Origin of the sequence: Rhodococcus sp. NPDC078407, assembly GCF_044542515.1 — a bacterium.
GTDB lineage: Bacteria > Actinomycetota > Actinomycetes > Mycobacteriales > Mycobacteriaceae > Rhodococcoides.
Genome location: NZ_JBITUQ010000038.1, coordinates 13,234 through 27,749, shown reverse-complemented (window position 1 = coordinate 27,749; position 14,516 = coordinate 13,234). Strand labels below are relative to the sequence as shown.

Here is a 14,516-nt window from a genome sequence, read left to right as displayed (position 1 = left end):
ATCCATCACTACAATCACCACCGACCCCACACAGGCATCGGCGGTAAGTCACCCATCGAGCGACTCACCGTCCACAACCTCCCCGGGAAGAACACGTAGACGACGGTGGTGCGCGACGCGGTTTCGACGATCGGCTGGTAGTACACCTCGAGCTCGCCGCGTCTGATCGCACCGCGCAGCGCGGTGGCGGTCTCGATCGCCGAAGTGGCTCGTGCGCGCAAGGATTCGTCGAAGAACGCATAGCGCGCCGCGCCGAGGGACTTCGCGTGATACATCGCGGTATCGGCTTCGCGGATGGCGTCGTGCAATCGGTCTGCGTCGGCGATGCCGACCGATGCCGTGACGTAGGCCATCGCAGCGCTGAGCGGAAACGGCTCGTTCATTCGGTCGATGATGCGACGGGCCAACCCTTGCGCGCCGAGACGATCGCGCCGGGTCAGGACGACGAATTCGTCGCCCGCGTAGCGAACGACGGCGTCGGCCGCACCGACGGCAGCACGGATACGTCGGGCGGCAGCGACGATCAGTTCGTCACCGACGCGGTGGCCGTACGAGTCGTTGACCATCTTGAAATTGTCGAGGTCGACGAACAGGATGCAGGTGCGTCCGGGACCGTGCGAGCGCTCGAGACGGGCGTATTCCTCGTCCAGCATCGTGCGATTGGGTAGACCCGTCAACAGGTCGTGGGCCGCGAGGTATTTGGCGTGCTCCTTGCCGAACTGGACTCTGGTGAGCGCGCGTTCGTCGCGCAGGAATGCGCCGACCAGGATCGACGCGAGCAACAGTGATCGAACGACGAGGTCTCCGGTGGATGCTGCCGAGCCCAACAGTGGCACGGTGGCGCACATGACCAGCAGCGTCACCACGAACACGACTCGGCGGTTGCTGTGGGCAGGCGCCGGAGCCTGCCGCTGAGAGACGGTGCGCATCGAGGGGTCGAGCGCTGCCATCGCCAGCGCGAGGTACGAGAACAGGTAGATGCCGTCGAGCAACCCCGAGGACGGCGCGCCTTCGGTCGATGCAGCGAAGGCGTAGGAGACGTCGCCGACGAGCGTCGCGATCAGGGCGAGGAGCGCCCACCCCAGCGCAGCCGTCCGGGGTTTGGACGAGAACAACAGATACGTGGTCAGCGTGATCAGCGCCGCGTCGATCGCTGGATACACGCCGTTGATCACTGTCGATGCGGACGAGTGAGAGGACTCGAGGGCCGGCGAGATGAACAGCAACCACGACAGAAACAGGGTGCCGAGGAAGATCAGGCCTGCATCGACCAGTGGTGTTATGTCGTCGATGGACTCGCGATCTCGGATCCACCGCGACAGTGCGTAGCCGACGAGTGCGTACCCGGCAAGCGTGAAAAGGTCGGGCAACAAGGTCAGAGAATGGGTCAGCGTGCTGGGATCGCTGCGGAGTGAGACGCCGAAGATGAACAGCACCGAGGCTCCGAGCAATGCCCACCAGCAACGGGAATCGTCGGGACGGTATCGGCGAATGGCGGCACAGATGGCGAGCACCGATCCGACGGCGACGGTGGCCAGCACTCCCGCTCGCACGTCGTCATCGCCGAGAACGAAGCACGTTGCCGCGACGGCGACCACGGCGGCCAGGCCCAGGGGTCGTTTCGACTGCACGACGAAGGGGGCAGCGACCTTCGTGTTCATCGAAGGACCCACTTCCTTGTCGCTCGCGGCGTGCGACCGCTTCTTGATCTACGCCTTCACCGGTGAATATACGTCTTCTGCCGGTGAATCCGGTGACAGAACTGGGTTTACTTCGGCAACCGCGCTGGTAAGCCGACGGCGACGCGGACGTCTTCCTCGATCAGGTCACCGTTGATTGCGGCTCCGGCTTTCACTCCTGCTGCCGCTGCTGCGACCACCGTGTCCATCGGCGCAGAGACGTTGCCGGCCACCCACACGCCGGGCACCGAGGTGGCACCGACGGGGTCGGCCTCGATGTAGGTACCGAGAACGTGGTCGTTCATCACCATCTCTGTGGTACCTATCCCCAGCGAGGCCAGGATGTCGGAGCGCGAGGTGAAGTTCGGTCCCACCACCAACGCGTCGAGTCGAACCTGTCGGCCGTTCGCCAACGTGACGCCGACGATGGCATCGTTCTCGACGTCGACTCGCGTGATCTCCTCTTCGACGATCGCGATCCCGCGGGCGCGCATTCGTGTCAGCTCGTCCGGGCTCGGTTCCGTTGCGGTGTAGGTGAATACAGTGACGTTCTCGGTGAGCTGTCGCCACATCTGAGCTTGGTGTCCGGACATGGCGCCGCCGATTATCCCGATCGCCTGATCCCGAACTTCCCAGCCGTGGCAGTACGGGCAGTGCAGTACATCGCGGCCCCACCGATCGGCGAGGCCGGGGATGTCCGGAATGACATCGGTGAGGCCGGTGGTGACCAACAGACGGCGGCCGCGCACGACGGAGCCGTCGGCCGATGTCACCTCGAAGCCCGATTCGGTTCGGGTCGCCGACTGTGCGGTGCCCTCGATGATGTTCGCGCCGTAGTGACGTGCTTCGTCACGGCCGAGCCGAATCAACTCGAGAGGCGACTCGCCATCGCGAGTGAGGTAGTTGTGCGAATGTGCCGCAGGCGCATTGCGAGGGTCACCGGCGTCGACGAGCACGACCGAGCGTCGAGAGCGACCGAGAGCCACGGCAGCACTGAGGCCGGCGACGCCGCCGCCGACGATGATCACGTCGGCCTGGGTGTGATGAACAGTCTTTGAAGTCATGTCGACAGTGTGCGGCCGATCATCGGCACATGGCAACTGTTGTTGCTATTGCAGCAAACCGTTGAAGTAGAAAGTACCGGCCATCGCTGTTTCAGTGCCGAAATAGGGGAGCTGGATTGCTACTACCGGGCGTGACCGTCCACCGTGCTGCCGATCCCGTCAGTAAGCGCGAATGTCCCGCTTGAACAGGGACTTCACTCGAGGTGTACTGATCGGTAAGAATCGAGCCGGGGGGGCGTATGGGGCACTTCGAGATCGGCGAGACCGTGGTGGCGGTCCGAAATCTGGGGCGCGTGCGGTGGCGCAGTGGGGTCCCGAAAGGGGCCGTGGGAATTGTCGTCGGCGTGGATTGGCTCGGTGACGCCCGAGTGAACTTCGCCGTCGACGAGTCGATGCCCGGCAAAACCGTCGAGCACATCGTCGCCGACGGCGATGTCCGCAGGCTTCGAGCCGCTCCCCGCCGTCTGACGGGTTAGTTGCTGTCGGTGCGCTCGTCCGAGGTGGCAGGGCCGGTTTCGACCGCTCCGCCTTCGCTCGACCAGTCGTTGTCTTCGGACGATGCCGCCGGATCGGACTGAACGTCTTCTTCGGCGTCCGGGGCGGAGGTGTGATCGTTGTTCGAGGTAGTCATGAGCCCGGGGATACCCGCGCGGTGCCGAACGAACCGTCGACACCGCGCACGTGGCCGTTCGGCCGTTCCTACAGGCCGAAGGGCAGAGTGCCCGGTGCCAGCTCGAAGCCGCTGCTGCCAGCGGAGATGGAGCCGAAGCCGCCGAGAATCGCGTTGATGAAGTTGGTGATCATGAAATGTTCCTGCCTTCGTTGTGTAGATGTTCTGTGTAGATGCTTCCTGCGGACAACCCGGTCGAGGCTACCGCCAGCTGTAGCGTCGAGGCTGTGAGAGCCCAGGGAATTGTCGCCGGTGTTGCTGTGGCTGCCTGTGTGCTGGCGGCATGCACGCCGGAATCTTCCGCGCCGGCACCTTCTGCGTCGGAATCTTCTGGCTCGGACCCTGTCCCTGTACTCGACTACGTCGCGCTCGGAGATTCGGCTGCTTCGGGACCGCGCATCCCCGAACAGGTGGGCGCACCGGGATGTCAGCGATCCGATTCCAACTATCCGCATGTTCTGGCGGCGCAACTCGAGGTCGGCTCCTTCGTCGACGTCACCTGTTCCGGTGCCGTCACCGCCGACATCGTCTCCACTCCGCAGAGCACGTCCAGCGGAGAGGTGCCCGTGCAGGTCGACGCATTGTCGGCAGACACCGATCTGGTGACCGTCACGATCGGCGGAAACGACATCGGACTGGTCTCGACGGCAGTGGGTTGTCTGACCTTCACCGAGTCGTCGGCGACCAACGTCTGCAAGGATCGGCTCACGGCAGGCGGCGTCGACACCGTTGCTGCTGCGATCGCCGAGAACGCACCGAACTGGGGTGCCATGCTCGACGCGGTGGCCGAACGCTCGCCGGATGCTCGGATTCTGGTGGTCGGCTACGGAACGTATCTGCCGGACGGCGGTTGCTTCCCCACGCAGCCGATGCTGCCCGAGGATGCCGACTACATCCAGGACAGCATCACCGCGATGAACGTGGCATTGAAGGCCCAGGCCGACGAGCACGGTGCCGAGTTCGTCGATACCGAAGCACTCAGCGTGGGCCACGACGTCTGCGTAGCACCCGATCAGCGGTACTTCGAGGGCGTCTTCCCGCAGAACCCCGCCGCGCCGCTGCATCCGACGGCGGCCGGCATGGCTGCGATCGGTGACGCGGTCGCGGCGGCCGTGCGCGCCGAATAGGTGTCCACAGAAGGGTAATTGGCCGTACCCGGACAGCGGGATGTCGGGAAGTGTCGACCGTATGGTCTCCTGGTCCGCAGTATTCGGCGTGTTCGCCGTCGCCTCGGTATTGGTTCTGACGCCGGGCCCCAACATGATCTACCTTGTATCCCGGAGCATCTCGCAAGGTAGACGCGCGGGAATCGTGTCGTTGGCAGGCGTGGCCTTCGGATTTCTGGTGTACCTGACGGCCACCAATCTCGGCCTGGCTGCGGTGTTCACTGCGGTGCCTGCGCTGTACACGGCGGTCAAGCTCGCGGGTGCCGCCTACCTGGCCTGGTTGGCGGTGCAGGCACTGCGTGGAACGGTGTCTGCCTTCGAACCGGCAGAGCTGCAACAGGATTCGACTCGTCGTTTGTTCACCATGGGCTTGGTGACCAACCTGCTGAACCCGAAGATCGCGATCATGTATCTCTCGGTCATCCCGCAGTTCGTCGATCCTGCTGCCGGACACGTTCTGCTGCAGGGGTTCACGCTGGGCAGCGTGCAGATCGGGTGGCGGTGGCGGTCAACCTGGCCATCGTCCTGTTGGCCGGGTCGATCGCTCAGTTCCTCGCCGTGCACCCGACGTGGCTGACACTCCAGCGCTACATCATGGGCACAGTGCTCGGATTACTGGCCGTCCGCGTCGCCACCGACGGCGGGCGACCGCTCCCGGCGTGATCGACGTGCGGCACGCAAATTCGGATCCAACCGTCGTTGGACGGATTCGGATGCAGCCGGTCCTGGAAGGAATTGCGCATGACTTTCGCGCAGAGTCCTTCCTGTCTCGCGGTCGACAAGCACCGGATCGATCATTCGGCCATCGTCGTCCACCAGGACCACCCGTCGATCCTGTTGCGGCACATGCTTGTTTCCCCATGCATACAGGGCGACGAGGACCGGTCCGAGCTCGCGAGCACGCGCCGTCGGTAGGTACTCGTAGCGCGGGGGCCGCTCGCTGTATTGCACCTTGGTCAGCATGTCACCGTCGACGAGGCCTTTGAGCCTGCGCGTCAACATGTTTGGAGCGATACCGAGATTGGACTCCAGCTCGTCGAAGCGAGAGAAGCCGTCGAGCACATCCCGCAGGATCAGCAACGTCCACCATTCGCCGACCTGCTCGAGTGCACCGGCGATGGGGCACTCCATGTCCGCGAAACTGCGACGGTGCATGGCTACTTTCCGGCGATGACCAGCAAGGAGCTGGTCCCGGTTGCGACGACCCTGCCGGTGTTGTCGACTACCGAACCCTCGGTGAAGATCACCCGCGAGCCGTTTTTGACCACCGCTCCCGTGGCCGTCAGAGGCCCACTGTGGGAGTGCACGGGACGTTGGTAGCTGACGTTGATGTCAATGGAGGTGTACCCGGTGCCTGCGGGGAGTGTGGTGTGGGCCGCGCATCCGAGCACGGTGTCGAGAAGCGTGCACACCAGCCCGCCGTGCACCATGCCGATCGGGTTGTAGTGCGCCTCGGACGGTTCGCACTCGAACACGACTTTGCCGGTCTCGACCAGCACCGGGGAGAACTGCATGAGGGCGGCGATGGGCGGAGGTGGCAACTCGCCGTTCGCCAGTGCACGCATGGCGTCGAGACCACTCATGGTCGAGGTGGTCTTCAACACTTCGGCGGGGTCGACCCACGAGAAGGTCTGTGATCGTCGATGCTCGTCCGTGATCATGTGTCATGCCCGTCGTCGAGTGACTATCACGATGATAGTCAGCTGCTCACGATGGTAGCCCCTGATCGCGGTATGCGCGCCACCCGCCGAATTCGGTGATGTCGGATCCGGCCGCGGCTACATCGTGGGCACAGCAGAATCCGGTGACCCAGCGTCCGTCCGACAACTCCACCGGCCCGAGGCCCATCGGTGAGGGCAACCCGGCGAGGAAGGTGCCGAGCGCGGCCGCGGACATTCGATACAGCTCTCCGGCGATGGGTGCGCCGTCGCCTTCCTTGCGCACCAAGCCGGGCTTGGGCGGGGTGGTGTGCAGGTCCACCAACCTGTAGTCCGCGGACGTCGTCACCTCCCCGCTGAACCGTGCACCCCGATCGGTCAGTTGATGGTGCACCGGGAACCCGCGCAGGTGGGCTCCCACGACCAACACCTCGATGCCGTCGTCGATCAGTGAGGGTGACGAGGTGTCGTTGAGCCGCGCAGCCAGGTCGATGGCAATCTGATCCTCGAATGCGGGTACGAGGAACATGACGCCGAAAGGGCTACCGTCCGGCGTCGGAGCACCGGGAACGGCCACCGCAGCCATGTCGAGCAGGTTGCAGAAGTTGGTGAACGTGCCGAGTCGTCGATTGATGCCCATCGGATCTGCCTGCACTGCAGCAATACTCGGATGCTCGGTGGTGGTGGGCAGTAGTAGACCGTCGACGCCCTGCAGCAATTCGCGGGCAGCCGTCTTCGCCTGGGTCAGTGTGCCCAGATCGTCCACGTACCGGTGCGCGGACGGGCCGGCTGCCGATCCGACGATCGCGGCCACCGTGGGATCGGCACCGTGCGGCGCGGTGCCGAGAAATTCTCCGACAGCCGAATAGCGCTGCGCCACAATGGCTCCGTCGTACAGCAGTGTCGCCGCATCGAGCAGCCCTGAGATATCGACTTCGACGTGGGTGAAGCCCTTGGCAGCCAGTCCCGCGACCGTCTCCTCGAAAGCCCGACGGTAGGGCGCGCTCAGCGACACCAGATCTTCGGCGCGCGGCACGGCGACCCGAGGTTCCGGCGACACGGCCAGTCGTACGTCGGCGGGCCACGAGCGACTGCGCGGGTCGGTGGACGTCGGGCCGGCCATGACTTTCATCGCAGCGGTGGCAGTGTCGAGGTCACGCGCCAGGACGGTGACGCAGTCGTAATCGGCGCAGGCGGGAACGACGCCGGTGTTCGGCACGATTCCCAGTGACGCCTTGATCCCGACGAGGCCGTGGAACGCAGCCGGCACTCGCCCCGATCCGGCTGTGTCGGTCCCGATTCCGATGTCCGCGATACCCAGTGCCACTGCAACGGCGGACCCGGAACTGGAGCCGCCCGAGACCAACGTCGGATCCCAGGCGCAGCGCACCGCGCCGTAGGGGCTTCGGGTGCCGACGAGACCGGTTGCGAATTGGTCCAGGTTGGTCTTGCCGAGTATCAGTGCGCCCTGGCTCGTCAATCGCTCGATGGAGACGGCGGAGACTGCTGGTGTGTAGGCGAATTCGGGGCACGCCGCAGTAGTGGGCAGACCGGCGACGTCGATGTTGTCCTTGACGGCAACAAGCACGCCGGCGAGCGGCAGATCGGCTCCGGCCGCGAGTGCCTCGTCGAGGGTCACGGCCTCGGCCAGTACCTCGTCCTCGTCACGCAGGGTGATCCAGACCTCGGGACGGTCGACCTCCGCGATTCGCTTGTAGGCCTGCAGAACTCGCTCTCGAATGTCAGGCAGCATCGATCTTGTCTCTCTTGTCGAATTCTCCCGCAGCCGACCACGCGTCCCGCTCGGCTCCGAAGGCCACGGCCTGCGTCGCGCGGAACTCGGCGATGGAGTCCGCGTTGGTCTCGAGGAAGCTCTGGTGCTCGGCGAGAGAGAACTCACCGTCGGTGATCTGCACTCCGCCGCCGCGTCCTGCTGCCAGATCGGCCCGTAGATCCATCAGTTCCTCAGGTTCCACCGGGTACCAGGAGATGCGATCGAAGAAGCGAAGCAGCCACGGGGTGCCCTCCTCGAACGGACCCCCGCTGTACGCGGCGCTGTGGTTCCACACCTGCGTGGTTCGGCCGACGAACTGATATCCGCCCGGACCTTCCATGCCGTAGACGCACAGGTACGCGCCGCCGATGCCGACGGCGTTCTCCGGCGTCCACGTGCGTGCCGGGTTGTACTTCGTCGTCACCAAGCGGTGTCGTGGGTCGAGCGGAGTCGCCACCGGCGCACCCAGATAGACGTCACCGAGCCCGAGCACCATGTAGTCCGCGGCGAAGACCGTGTCGAATACGTCTGCGACGGAGTCGAGTCCGTTCATACGCCTGATGAACTCGATGTTCCAGGGACACCACGGGGCGTCGGCTCGCACGCCGTGCATGTATCGCTGGATCGCCTCTCTGGTCGACGGGTCATCCCACGAGAGCGGCAGCCTGACCTGACGGCTGGGCACCACGAGCTCCGAGGCTGCGGGCAGATCGTCCTCGACCTCGGCCAGCAGGCCCATCAGCGAATCGATCGACAGCACATCGGGATTCACCTTGACCTGTAGTGAGCGGATGCCGGGGGTCAAATCCAGTAGACCGCGAGGCGCGATGGCCTCGATCCGCTGATGCAGCGCGTGCACGCGTGCGCGCAGGGTCAGATCGAGTTTCATGTCTCCGTACTCGACGAGGATGTTGTCGTCGCCCGACCGGCGATAGGTGACACACGTGTCGGCGTCGCGTCGAGCAATGACGCCATCGTCCCCGTCCCCGCCGGCGGAGAAGACCGCGGGCAGTGATGCGCGACGGGCGAGGCCCAGGGATCCCAGCGGTGCGGTGGTTGCGGCCCGCACCGGTACGAAACGGATGGTGTCACCGGGTCGCAGCTGGCCGAGTTTCCAGCGTTCGGCAGCGACAACGGTGACGGGACAGACGAATCCGCCGAGACTCGGGCCGTCGGGGCCGAGCAGAATCGGGGTGTCGCCGGTGAAGTCCAGTGCACCGACGCTGTACGCGTTGTCGTGGATGTTGGACGGGTGCAGTCCGGCCTCGCCGCCGTCGGCTCTGGCCCACTGCGGCTTGGGGCCGATCAGGCGGACCCCGGTGCGATCGGAGTTGAAGTGCACCTCGTAGCGGGTGGCGTAGAGGGTGTCGATGTCGTCGCGGGTGAAGAACTCGGGCGCTCCGTGCGGACCTTCGGTGACGGCGATGTCCCACGTCGAGGTCAGCACCGGCAGGTGTTCCATCGGTATCGGCCCGAGGACCTCGGAGTTGTCGGAGCGGCCGGCCAGCCCGATGACGTCGCCTTCGCCGAGGATGCCGCCGCGATGCCCGCCGAACTTGCCGAGCGTGAAAGTCGCTGCACTACCGAGGTAGTCGTCGACATCGAGGCCGCCCTGGATCAGGACGTAGACCCGCAGCCCGGATCCGGTGGTGGTGCCGACATCGAGGGTGGCACCAGCGGGAACCAGGACCGATTTCCATTGCGGGATCGTTCGGCCGTCGAGGCGCACCGGTACGGCGGCACCGGTGACACAGACGTAGGTGTCTGCGTCGAACGTCAGTGCCGGTCCGGCCATGGTGGATTCGAGACCGGGAGCACCCTCGGGATTCCCGAGAGCAACATTGCCGAGCCGGAAAGACAGGTCGTCCATCGGTCCGGACGGCGGCACGCCCACCTTCCAGTAGCCGACGCGTCCCGGCCAGTCCTGCACCGTGGTGAGCATCCCGGGCCGCTGCACGGTCATCTTGGTCGCGGTCATGCTCGAGCCGACTCTCGTGTCACGATCATCTGCACGGCGGTGGGGTCGAATCCGTTGCAGGGATTGTTCATCTGTGGGCAGTTCGAGACCAATACGAGGGTGTCGATCTCGGCGCGCAGCGAGAGCTTCTTACCGGGGGCCGACAAACCGTCGACGATGCCGAGGGTGCCGTCGGCGTCTACGGGAACGTTCATGAAGAAGTTGATGTTCGGGGCCAGGTCTCGCTTGCCCAGTCCCCACTTCGAGCCCTCGATGAGGAAGTTTTCGACGCACGCGTGCTGATGCTGGGTGTGGTGGCCGTAGCGCAGGGTGTTCGATTCCTTGGAGCACGCACCGCCGACGGTGTCGTGGTTGCCCACCTCGTCGTCGATGATCGTCATCAGCGGTGTCGAATCATCGCTGCGCAGAACGGTTCCGGTGGTGAGGAACAGGTTCTGTTGCGCGGTGACCGTCGCGGCTGCGGAGTATCGGAGGGAATGATCGTGGGCGCCGTACAACAGCGTGTCGACGGCTTGATTGCCGTAGAGGTCGACGATGGTCAGGACGTCACCCGCTTCGACCACGGCGGACCAGGGTCCGAACGCGGGGGCGATCTCGTCTCTGACGATCGTGGTCTCGAGGGTGCTCGTGATCGTCATCGCGCTGCCTTCCATGCGTTCTCGGTGTTCTGCACTGCACGTTGATATTCCGGCTCGGTGTTGCCGAGTGTCAGCAGTTCTTCGGGGGCACGCCAGGCCAGGACATCGAGGCTGGTCGTGGGGTACTCGATGCTCGGGTCCAAGGGGTGGGCGGTGTTGGCGAGCAAGACGATCACCGGTAGGTGGATCAGCAGATCCACCGAGCGGCCGGGTCCTGCGGAGCCAGTGCTGACCAGGGCTCCGTCGGCGGCGACGGTGACGCCGTGGAAGAACGACAGCGAGGGTGCCACGTCCCGCGGCTCGAGTCCATGCTTGGCTGCGCCCAGGGTGAACAACTCCCGTCCCGCAGGAGCAGCCGAATGTGGCCCGGCCACGCCGTATTTCGCGGTATTGGTCGCCGAGGACGTGGTGCCGCAGAGTGCGTCGTGCCGACCGGAGGTGTCGTCGACGATGGTGGCCAGCACGCGGCCCTGGTCCGAGAGCAGGGGGTGGCCCGCGCTCAGGTACGCCTGCCACGGAACCTTGACGGTGTCGGCGGTGTTGAGCCGTTCCCACGGAGCGTCGGCGCGGTAGAGCAGCAGGTTGGCACAGGCGGCACCGTCCACGTCGACGAGACGTAGCCGGGTACCGCGGGCGAGAACCTTGGTGGTGTAGCTGCCACCGGGTACCGACTCGGCCCAGGTGAGTTCCGAGACACCCTCCGGTGCAGTGGGGGCCGGTGCGACGATGGCCTGGGACCGTGCGTGTTCCTTGGCCGAATGTGTGGTTGCTGTACTCATGGAGGTTCAGGCTCCGATCGTGACGGGCTTGGGATGGGCTTTGCCGTGGGGGAGACAGGCGATGCCCACGACGATGACGGCGAGGACGGTCAGGGGCGCGGCCCACCGCAGCAGTGGGAATTCACCGGTGGGGTCGAAGATTTCGGCCCGCGGCCACGACAGGTTGATCACCATCAGACCGCCGTAGAGAACTGCGGCGATGTTGACCGGCAGACCGAGGCGGCCGAGGGTGAAGAGCTTCTCGCCGTCGGCGTCTTTCTGCACGCCGCCGTGCGGCCAACCTTTGAGACGCTGGATCAGCAGCGGTACGGTCACCATCATGTAGGCGAGGTAGATGAGCACGATGCAGACGCTGGACAGCGTGGTGAAGATCGCGGAGTTCCCGACGTTGACGGCCAGGATTGCCACGCAAGCCAGGCCGATCAGCACCGAGGGTGCGATGGGAGTTCCGGTGCGTGAGTTGACCTTCGCGAGTGCGGCGGACGCAGGGAGGCGACCGTCACGGGCCATGGAGAACATCAAGCGGGAGGCCGCGGTCTGGATGGCGAGGGTGCAGATGAACACGGCGATGGCGACGTCGATCAGCAATACCGTTCCCCACGGGGACGTCAGGATCGAGTCGATGACGTACGGAAGGCCCTGTGTTGCAAGCTGACCGTCGGTCAGGCTCGGTGCGGCCATCAGGGCACCGACGATCATCAGGCCGCCGCCGAGCGCCGATGCGGAGAGGGCGAGGCGAATGGTGCGCGGGGCGACGCGTCGCGGATTGCGGGTTTCCTCGGCGAGCTCGCCCGCCGAGCCGAAGCCGACCATGACGTAGGCGGCCATCAGTCCCGAAATGATCCAGGCCCCGATGTAACCGGGTTCGGCACCGGCACTTCCGGTATCGAGCACCACCTGCGGTCCACGCTCGGCGTGGGTGAAGAACACGAGTACCAGCGCGATGACACCGACGATCTCGCAGGTGACGCCGATGGTGTTGATGCGCGCCATCCAGTTCACGCCGATGCAGTTGATCGTGGTGGTGAGAACCAGCAGAATCGACCCCAGCACAACGGCATTCGCGGCTCCGCTCGGGGAGGTGAGTGCGGTGTCCTCGCCGATCATCTGGAATCCGCCCCAGACGCTGGGGAGTACCACCTGCAGCGCGATCGCGGCCGCGGAGGCGGTGACGATCTGCGCGATGATCATGAACCATCCGGCGAACCACCCGACCAGTTCACCGCCCATGCGCCGCGACCAGTGATAGATCGCGCCCGAGATGGGATAGCGGGCAGCCAGCTCGGCGAAGTTGAGGGCGACCATGAACTGGCCCAGGAACACCAGTGGCCAGGTGAGGAAGAAGGCCGGGCCACCGAAGCTGAAGCCCAGGCCGAAGAGTTGGAAGATGGTCGTCAGGATCGAGACGAACGAGAATCCGGCGGCGAACGACGCGTACTTGCCGAGGCTGCGGTGCAGTTGTTGGTCGTACCCGAGGGCGGCCAGGTCCGAATGGTCGGTGGTGGACGACGGTTCCGAGCCCGGGGCCGGCAATGTTGTCGAGCTCATGTTCTCTCCTACGGGCGAGGTGGGTGGTGAGTGACCGCCCGCTGCATCGCCGAGGCGGGTTTCTGTCAGTTGATAGTTTTCGGCACCGCCGTTCCCGGGCGGTGTCCGTCGTGAAACAAGCTCGTTTCGTCTATTTCGATCAGATGACAGAAATCTCACCGACACGTCGACCTGACAAGATGCAGTCATGACCGGAGCAGGCAGGCCCAGGCTGAGCACCAAGAAGCGGCCCGGCGACACGGCTCGCGAGGAGATACTCGACGCCTCGGCCGAGCTGTTCACCACTCGCGGCTTCACCAATACCTCGACCCGCGTCATCGCCGAGGCCGTCGGACTGCGGCAGGCCTCGCTCTACCACCACTTCGCCACCAAGGACGACATCCTCGACGCGCTGCTCAGCGGTACGGTCGACGCCCCGCTGGCCGTCGCGCGCCGGATCCGCGATGCGAGGGCAGACCCCGCGACGCAGATGTATGCGCTCGCCTACTTCGACGCCGGGCAGCTCGCCGCGTCCACCTGGAATCTGGGTGCGCTCTATCTGCTGCCCGAGCTGCGCAGCGAGCGCTTCGAGACCTTCCGCAACCATCGCTACACGTTGATGAGCCTGTATGCGGCCATCGCGTCGGACACGTTGGTTCAGCTCGACGCCGAGCGCCGACCTGGTACGGAGGACTTGCCGTTTCGTCTGGTCGAGACCGTGGTGAACGCACGAGCAGATCGGGAGAATGGCCGCCGCGACGCCACCGCCGATGCGGCCGGTATCGCCGCCGCCGCACTGCGGGTGCTCGGCTGGACCGGGGATGTCACTGCGCTGCACAACAGCGCGGAGGCCCTGCTCGAGTCGGTCGACGGAATAGTCTTCGATCGTCGGCCATTGCACAGGACATGACTTCTATAGCGATTGTCGGAGCAGGTGCAGGTCTCGGAGCAGCAGTGGCGCACAAGTTCGGTGCGCAGGGTTTCTCGGTCGGCCTCATCTCCCGCAACCAGGCCCGTGTCGATGCCCTTGCCGATCGACTGGCCGCCGACGGGATCTCCGCCAAGGGCTTCGTCGCCGACGTTCGTGACCCGGCCTCGATCGCCGCGGCCTTGGAGCAGGTGACGGAAACACTCGGACCCATCGAGGTGCTGCAGTACAGCCCGCTCCCGCAGAAGGACTTCATGCGGCCCGTCCTCGAGACCACTCCGGCCGATATGGTCGGCCCGGTCGAATTCTCCATCTACGGACCGATCGCTGCCGTTCATCAGGTGCTACCGGGAATGCGGTTCCTCGGCGAGAACAAGGGCACGATCCTGTTCGTCAACGGCGGCTCTGCGGTCAAGCCCGGTCGTACGGTCACCGGCACATCCATCGCGTTCGCCGGCCAAGCCGCGTATGCGCAGCTGTTGAACGAGGAGTTGGCGGCGGAGGGAATTCAGGTGTCGCAGTTGATCATCGGCGGTGCCATCGACGGCAAAGATCCAGCCAAGAGCCCCGAGGCCCTCGCCGAGCAGCTGTGGAGCCTGCACACAGGGCGGGACCGCTTCCGGGTTCAGGTCGCCACGGACTGACTAAAGTTGTC

At 65.1% G+C, this 14,516-nt stretch carries 13 protein-coding genes and 2 pseudogenes; 5 read left to right on the top strand and 10 right to left on the bottom strand.

Annotated features, from left to right (window positions below):
• Nucleotides 1–248: 248 nt before the first annotated feature.
• Both ACIGGF_RS24335 and ACIGGF_RS24330 read right to left on the bottom strand, forming a co-directional pair.
• Nucleotides 249–848, bottom strand: a pseudogene (locus tag ACIGGF_RS24335) (diguanylate cyclase domain-containing protein); the annotation flags it as partial.
• A gap of 920 nt (nucleotides 849–1,768) precedes the next feature.
• The gene (locus ACIGGF_RS24330; protein WP_397523656.1) at nucleotides 1,769–2,743 is read right to left on the bottom strand and encodes an NAD(P)/FAD-dependent oxidoreductase; all 975 of its coding nucleotides are present in this window, start codon (nucleotides 2,741–2,743) and stop codon (nucleotides 1,769–1,771) included.
• Between the two features lie 239 nt (nucleotides 2,744–2,982).
• On the opposite strand from ACIGGF_RS24330, the gene ACIGGF_RS24325 reads away from it, so the two are divergent.
• Nucleotides 2,983–3,219 carry a hypothetical protein gene (locus ACIGGF_RS24325; RefSeq protein ID WP_397523655.1) on the top strand — a complete coding sequence of 79 codons (237 nt, stop codon included), beginning with the start codon at nucleotides 2,983–2,985 and terminating at the stop codon, nucleotides 3,217–3,219.
• Here ACIGGF_RS24325 and ACIGGF_RS24320 read toward each other — a convergent pair.
• Nucleotides 3,216–3,374 carry a hypothetical protein gene (locus tag ACIGGF_RS24320; protein ID WP_397523654.1) on the bottom strand — a complete coding sequence of 53 codons (159 nt, stop codon included), beginning with the start codon at nucleotides 3,372–3,374 and terminating at the stop codon, nucleotides 3,216–3,218. The two genes, ACIGGF_RS24325 and ACIGGF_RS24320, sit on opposite strands and share 4 nt — an antisense overlap.
• A gap of 266 nt (nucleotides 3,375–3,640) precedes the next feature.
• Between ACIGGF_RS24320 and ACIGGF_RS24315 the strand changes: the two genes are divergently transcribed.
• Both ACIGGF_RS24315 and ACIGGF_RS24310 read left to right on the top strand, forming a co-directional pair.
• Nucleotides 3,641–4,540, top strand: a complete 900-nt coding sequence (locus tag ACIGGF_RS24315; RefSeq protein ID WP_397523653.1) for an SGNH/GDSL hydrolase family protein — start codon at nucleotides 3,641–3,643, stop codon at nucleotides 4,538–4,540.
• A 61-nt stretch (nucleotides 4,541–4,601) separates the two neighbouring features.
• Nucleotides 4,602–5,242, top strand: a pseudogene (locus ACIGGF_RS24310) (LysE family translocator).
• Here ACIGGF_RS24310 and ACIGGF_RS24305 read toward each other — a convergent pair.
• Genes ACIGGF_RS24305 through ACIGGF_RS24275 form a run of 7 tightly spaced genes read right to left on the bottom strand, consistent with a single transcriptional unit; the run spans nucleotide 5,192 to nucleotide 12,954 of the window.
• Nucleotides 5,192–5,734 (bottom strand): winged helix-turn-helix transcriptional regulator, encoded by a 543-nt coding sequence (locus ACIGGF_RS24305; protein WP_397523652.1) that lies wholly within the window; start codon nucleotides 5,732–5,734, stop codon nucleotides 5,192–5,194. The pseudogene ACIGGF_RS24310 and the gene ACIGGF_RS24305 overlap by 51 nt on opposite strands.
• Nucleotides 5,735–5,736: 2 nt before the next feature.
• The gene (locus ACIGGF_RS24300; protein WP_397523651.1) at nucleotides 5,737–6,240 is read right to left on the bottom strand and encodes a PaaI family thioesterase; all 504 of its coding nucleotides are present in this window, start codon (nucleotides 6,238–6,240) and stop codon (nucleotides 5,737–5,739) included.
• A 46-nt stretch (nucleotides 6,241–6,286) separates the two neighbouring features.
• A complete protein-coding gene (gene atzF / locus ACIGGF_RS24295; protein WP_397523650.1) occupies nucleotides 6,287–7,990 on the bottom strand; it encodes an allophanate hydrolase in 1,704 nt (567 codons plus the stop codon).
• Nucleotides 7,980–9,989, bottom strand: a complete 2,010-nt coding sequence (locus ACIGGF_RS24290; protein WP_397523649.1) for a 5-oxoprolinase/urea amidolyase family protein — start codon at nucleotides 9,987–9,989, stop codon at nucleotides 7,980–7,982. Before ACIGGF_RS24290 ends, atzF begins: the two co-directional genes overlap by 11 nt.
• A complete protein-coding gene (locus tag ACIGGF_RS24285; protein WP_397523648.1) occupies nucleotides 9,986–10,627 on the bottom strand; it encodes an urea amidolyase associated protein UAAP2 in 642 nt (213 codons plus the stop codon). The genes ACIGGF_RS24290 and ACIGGF_RS24285 overlap by 4 nt, the downstream gene beginning before the upstream one ends.
• Nucleotides 10,624–11,406 (bottom strand): urea amidolyase associated protein UAAP1, encoded by a 783-nt coding sequence (locus tag ACIGGF_RS24280; RefSeq protein ID WP_397523647.1) that lies wholly within the window; start codon nucleotides 11,404–11,406, stop codon nucleotides 10,624–10,626. The genes ACIGGF_RS24285 and ACIGGF_RS24280 overlap by 4 nt, the downstream gene beginning before the upstream one ends.
• Nucleotides 11,407–11,412: 6 nt before the next feature.
• Nucleotides 11,413–12,954 carry an amino acid permease gene (locus ACIGGF_RS24275; protein ID WP_397523646.1) on the bottom strand — a complete coding sequence of 514 codons (1,542 nt, stop codon included), beginning with the start codon at nucleotides 12,952–12,954 and terminating at the stop codon, nucleotides 11,413–11,415.
• Nucleotides 12,955–13,141: 187 nt separating this feature from the next.
• On the opposite strand from ACIGGF_RS24275, the gene ACIGGF_RS24270 reads away from it, so the two are divergent.
• Together ACIGGF_RS24270 and ACIGGF_RS24265 are read left to right on the top strand one after the other, a co-directional pair.
• Complete coding sequence (locus ACIGGF_RS24270) at nucleotides 13,142–13,843, top strand: TetR/AcrR family transcriptional regulator (protein ID WP_397523645.1); 702 nt, start codon at nucleotides 13,142–13,144, stop codon at nucleotides 13,841–13,843.
• Complete coding sequence (locus ACIGGF_RS24265; RefSeq protein WP_397523644.1) at nucleotides 13,840–14,505, top strand: SDR family NAD(P)-dependent oxidoreductase; 666 nt, start codon at nucleotides 13,840–13,842, stop codon at nucleotides 14,503–14,505. Before ACIGGF_RS24270 ends, ACIGGF_RS24265 begins: the two co-directional genes overlap by 4 nt.
• Nucleotides 14,506–14,516 lie beyond the last annotated feature (11 nt).

Coding starts and splice junctions, on each gene's coding strand:
- ACIGGF_RS24325 (WP_397523655.1), top strand. CDS start 2,983: ATGGGGCACTTCGAGATCGGCGAGACCGTGGTGGCGGTCCGAAATCTG.
- ACIGGF_RS24300 (WP_397523651.1), bottom strand. CDS start 6,240: ATGATCACGGACGAGCATCGACGATCACAGACCTTCTCGTGGGTCGAC.
- ACIGGF_RS24305 (WP_397523652.1), bottom strand. CDS start 5,734: ATGCACCGTCGCAGTTTCGCGGACATGGAGTGCCCCATCGCCGGTGCA.
- ACIGGF_RS24320 (WP_397523654.1), bottom strand. CDS start 3,374: ATGACTACCTCGAACAACGATCACACCTCCGCCCCGGACGCCGAAGAA.
- ACIGGF_RS24285 (WP_397523648.1), bottom strand. CDS start 10,627: ATGACGATCACGAGCACCCTCGAGACCACGATCGTCAGAGACGAGATC.
- ACIGGF_RS24270 (WP_397523645.1), top strand. CDS start 13,142: ATGACCGGAGCAGGCAGGCCCAGGCTGAGCACCAAGAAGCGGCCCGGC.
- ACIGGF_RS24330 (WP_397523656.1), bottom strand. CDS start 2,743: ATGACTTCAAAGACTGTTCATCACACCCAGGCCGACGTGATCATCGTC.
- ACIGGF_RS24280 (WP_397523647.1), bottom strand. CDS start 11,406: ATGAGTACAGCAACCACACATTCGGCCAAGGAACACGCACGGTCCCAG.
- ACIGGF_RS24275 (WP_397523646.1), bottom strand. CDS start 12,954: ATGAGCTCGACAACATTGCCGGCCCCGGGCTCGGAACCGTCGTCCACC.
- ACIGGF_RS24265 (WP_397523644.1), top strand. CDS start 13,840: ATGACTTCTATAGCGATTGTCGGAGCAGGTGCAGGTCTCGGAGCAGCA.
- atzF (WP_397523650.1), bottom strand. CDS start 7,990: ATGCTGCCTGACATTCGAGAGCGAGTTCTGCAGGCCTACAAGCGAATC.
- ACIGGF_RS24290 (WP_397523649.1), bottom strand. CDS start 9,989: ATGACCGCGACCAAGATGACCGTGCAGCGGCCCGGGATGCTCACCACG.